The organism is Streptomyces sp. WAC05292 (genome assembly GCF_003949955.1).
Taxonomy (GTDB): Bacteria; Actinomycetota; Actinomycetes; order Streptomycetales; family Streptomycetaceae; genus Streptomyces; species Streptomyces globosus.
On record NZ_RPSE01000514.1, the window covers coordinates 1 to 3,570 of the forward strand.

Below are 3,570 nucleotides of genomic sequence, written 5' to 3' on the forward strand. Positions count from 1 at the left end.
CTCCGCGAGCTCCTCCTGCTTGCCGGTCGCCGTGATGAACTGGGCCAGTGTCAGGTTGAGGACCTGGGCGAGGGCCACCGACTGCCGCTCGTTGCCCTTCCAGCGGCCGGCGTCAGAAGACGGACTCGGCCTCGAACATGCGGTGCTCGGGGACGGTCTTGAGCTCCATGACGGCCGAGGCGAGGGGGGCCATCACGATCTCCGTGCCCCGCAGGGCGGTCATGTTGCCGAAGTCGCCGCGGTGGACGGCCTCCACGGCGTGCCAGCCGAAGCGGGTCGCCAGCACGCGGTCGTACGCGGTGGGGACGCCGCCGCGCTGGACGTGGCCGAGGATGACCGGGCGGGCCTCCTTGCCGAGGCGGTGCTCAAGCTCGACGGCGAGGCGGTTGCCGATGCCGGCGAAGCGCTCGTGGCCGTACTGGTCGATCTCGCCCCGCTCGTACGGCATGGAGCCGGCGGCCGGGTGGGCGCCCTCGGCGACGCAGACCACGGCGAACTTCTTGCCCCGCGAGAAGCGCTCCTCCACCATCTTCACCAGGTCGTCCACCTGGAAGGGCCGCTCGGGCAGGCAGATGCCGTGCGCGCCGCCGGCCATTCCGGACTCCAGGGCGATCCAGCCCGCGTGCCGGCCCATGACCTCGACGACCATGACGCGCTGGTGGGACTCGGCGGTGGTCTTGAGGCGGTCTATGGCCTCCGTGGCGACGGTGACGGCGGTGTCGAAGCCGAAGGTGCGGTCCGTGGCGGAGATGTCGTTGTCGATGGTCTTCGGAACGCCGACGACCGGCATCCCGGCGTCCGCCAGCATCCGGGAGGCGGTCAGGGTGCCCTCGCCGCCGATGGGGATGAGCGCGTCGAGGCCGTACCGCCGGGCGAGCTCGTTGGCGTTCTCGGCGGCCTCGTGCAGACGGGCGCGCTCCATGCGGGCCGAGCCGAGGATGGTGCCGCCGCGGGCGAGGATGCCGCTGACGGCGTTGATGTCGAGGGGGCGGTAGTGGCCGTCCAGCAGGCCCTTGAAGCCGTCCTCGAAGCCGATGACCTCGTCCCCGTGCCCCACCAGGGCACGGTGGACGACCGACCGGATGACGGCGTTCAGGCCGGGGCAGTCGCCCCCTGCTGTGAGGACTCCGATGCGCATCGCCTTGTGTCTCCTGCTCCTGGTCGTCTGCTCCTGGTCGTCCCCGGCCGTGCGTCGCGTACGGGCGGACGGCCGTGCCCGTGGAGGGCGTCATCGTGCGGCTTGTCCGATTGTTCCACGCGGGCGGGGCCGGGCGCGTGCTGCGCCGCCGCACCCCCGCGGGCCCTGCGGGCGCCGCACCGGCACCTCTTCCCGGGCAGCGCCCTATCCATCCACAGAGGTATTGTCAAGAGGGCAAGCCCACCCTATCGGGGGAATTCGAGTCGTAGATCCGCAGGCGGCTGCCACAGCCCTGCCGCGGCACATGATGGACGGAGAGCACGCGTGACGCGCAGCGTGTACGTGACCGGTATCGACCGGAGCGACGGCCGCCAGGTCGTCGAGCTGGGGATCATGGAACTGCTGACGCGACAGACGGCGCGGGTCGGCGTCTACCGGCCGCTCCTGCACGACGCGCCGGACCGGCTCTTCGAACTGCTCCGCTCCCGCTACCGGATCGACCAGGACGCCTCGACCGCGTACGGCATGGAGTACCGCGAGGCCTCCGCCGTCCTGGCCGAGAAGGGCACCGACGAGCTGGTCTCCCGGCTCGTCGACCGCTTCCACCAGGCGGCCCGCGACTACGAGGTGATGCTCGTCCTCGGCACCGACTACGCCGAGACCAACCTCCCCGACGAGCTGGCCCTCAACGCCCGCCTCGCGAACGAGCTCGGCGCGGTCGTCGTGCCCGTCGTCGGTACCCGGCGCGCCGCGGACGAGGTCCGCGCCGAGGCCCGCAACGCCTACCGGGCGTACGAGAGCCTGGGCTGCGAGGTCGTGGCGATGGTGGTCAACCGGGTGGCCGCCGAGGACCGGGACGCCATCGCCGAGCGGCTGGCCGCCCGCCTGCCCGTGCCCTGCTACGTCCTGCCCGACGACAAGTCGCTGGCCGCGCCGACGGTCGCGCAGATCACCCGGGCGCTCGGCGGGGAGGTGCTCCTCGGCGACGACGCCGGGCTGGCCCGCGACGCCCTCGACTTCGTCTTCGGCGGTGCGATGCTGCCGAACTTCCTCGGCGCCCTGACCCCGGGCTGCCTCGTCGTCACGCCCGGCGACCGCTCCGACCTGGTCATCGGCGCCCTCGCCGCGCACTCCTCCGGCACCCCGCCGATCGCCGGCGTCCTGCTCACCCTGAACGAGCGGCCCGGTCCCGACGTACTCGCCCTCGCCTCGAAGCTCGCGCCCGGCACGCCCGTGGTGTCGGTGGCCGGCAACAGCTTCCCGACCGCCGCCGAGCTCTTCGAGCTCCAGAGCCGGCTGAACTCGGCGACGCCCCGCAAGCTGGAGACCGCGCTCGGCCTGTTCGAACGGCACGTGGACACCGCGGAGCTGCGCGGACTCCTCTCGGTGGCCCGCTCCGAGCGCGTCACCCCGATGATGTTCGAGCACGAGCTGCTGGAGCGGGCGCGCACCGACCGCCGCCGCGTCGTGCTGCCGGAGGGCACCGAGGAGCGCGTCCTGCGCGCCGCCGACGTGGTGCTGCGCCGCGGGGTGTGCGACCTGACCCTGCTGGGCGAGGAGCAGGCGATCCTGAAGCGGGCCGCCGACCTCGGCGTGGACGTGTCGGCGGCCCAGCTCATCGACCCGGCCACCTCCCCGCTGCGGGAGCGCTTCGCGGAGTTCTACGCACAGGCCCGCGCCCACAAGGGCATGACGGTCGAACTCGCGGCCGACGTGGTGACGGACGCCAACTACTTCGGCACGCTGATGGTCCAGCAGGGGCTGGCCGACGGCATGGTGTCGGGGTCGGTGCACTCGACCGCCGCGACCATCCGCCCCGCCTTCGAGATCATCAAGACGAAGCCGGAGGCGGCGATCGTCTCCTCCGTCTTCTTCATGTGCCTGGCGGACCAGGTGCTGGTCTACGGCGACTGCGCGGTCAACCCGGACCCGGACGCCGAGCAGCTCGCCGACATCGCCATCCAGTCCGCGGCGACCGCGGCGGCCTTCGGCGTCGAGCCGCGGATCGCCATGCTCTCGTACTCGACGGGCACCTCCGGCAGCGGCGCGGACGTCGACAAGGTCCGCAAGGCCACCGAGATCGTCCGGGCCCGGCGCCCCGACCTGGCCGTGGAGGGGCCCATCCAGTACGACGCCGCGGTCGAGCCGTCGGTCGCCGCGACGAAGCTGCCCGGGTCGGAGGTCGCCGGCCGGGCGACCGTGCTGATCTTCCCCGACCTCAACACGGGCAACAACACGTACAAGGCCGTGCAGCGCTCGGCGGGCGCCGTCGCGGTCGGCCCGGTCCTCCAGGGCCTGCGCAAGCCGGTGAACGACCTCTCGCGCGGCGCGCTCGTCCAGGACATCGTCACGACCGTCGCGATCACCGCCATCCAGGCGCAGGGATCCGCGGTGCCGACGGCCTGACCGCACGCCCCTGCGCCGCCCCCGCC

2 protein-coding genes and 1 pseudogene are annotated in these 3,570 nt (G+C 72.7%); 1 reads left to right on the forward strand and 2 read right to left on the reverse strand.

Annotated elements, in window-relative coordinates:
• Positions 1–114 (reverse strand): annotated as a pseudogene (locus EF903_RS35615) (XRE family transcriptional regulator); the annotation flags it as partial.
• Positions 113–1,138, reverse strand: a complete 1,026-nt coding sequence (locus EF903_RS30230; protein WP_125548179.1) for an ATP-dependent 6-phosphofructokinase — start codon at positions 1,136–1,138, stop codon at positions 113–115. The pseudogene EF903_RS35615 and the gene EF903_RS30230, both read right to left, overlap by 2 nt.
• A gap of 324 nt (positions 1,139–1,462) precedes the next feature.
• Between EF903_RS30230 and pta the strand changes: the two genes are divergently transcribed.
• Positions 1,463–3,544 (forward strand): phosphate acetyltransferase, encoded by a 2,082-nt coding sequence (gene pta / locus EF903_RS30235; protein ID WP_125548180.1) that lies wholly within the window; start codon positions 1,463–1,465, stop codon positions 3,542–3,544.
• Positions 3,545–3,570: the final 26 nt, after the last annotated feature.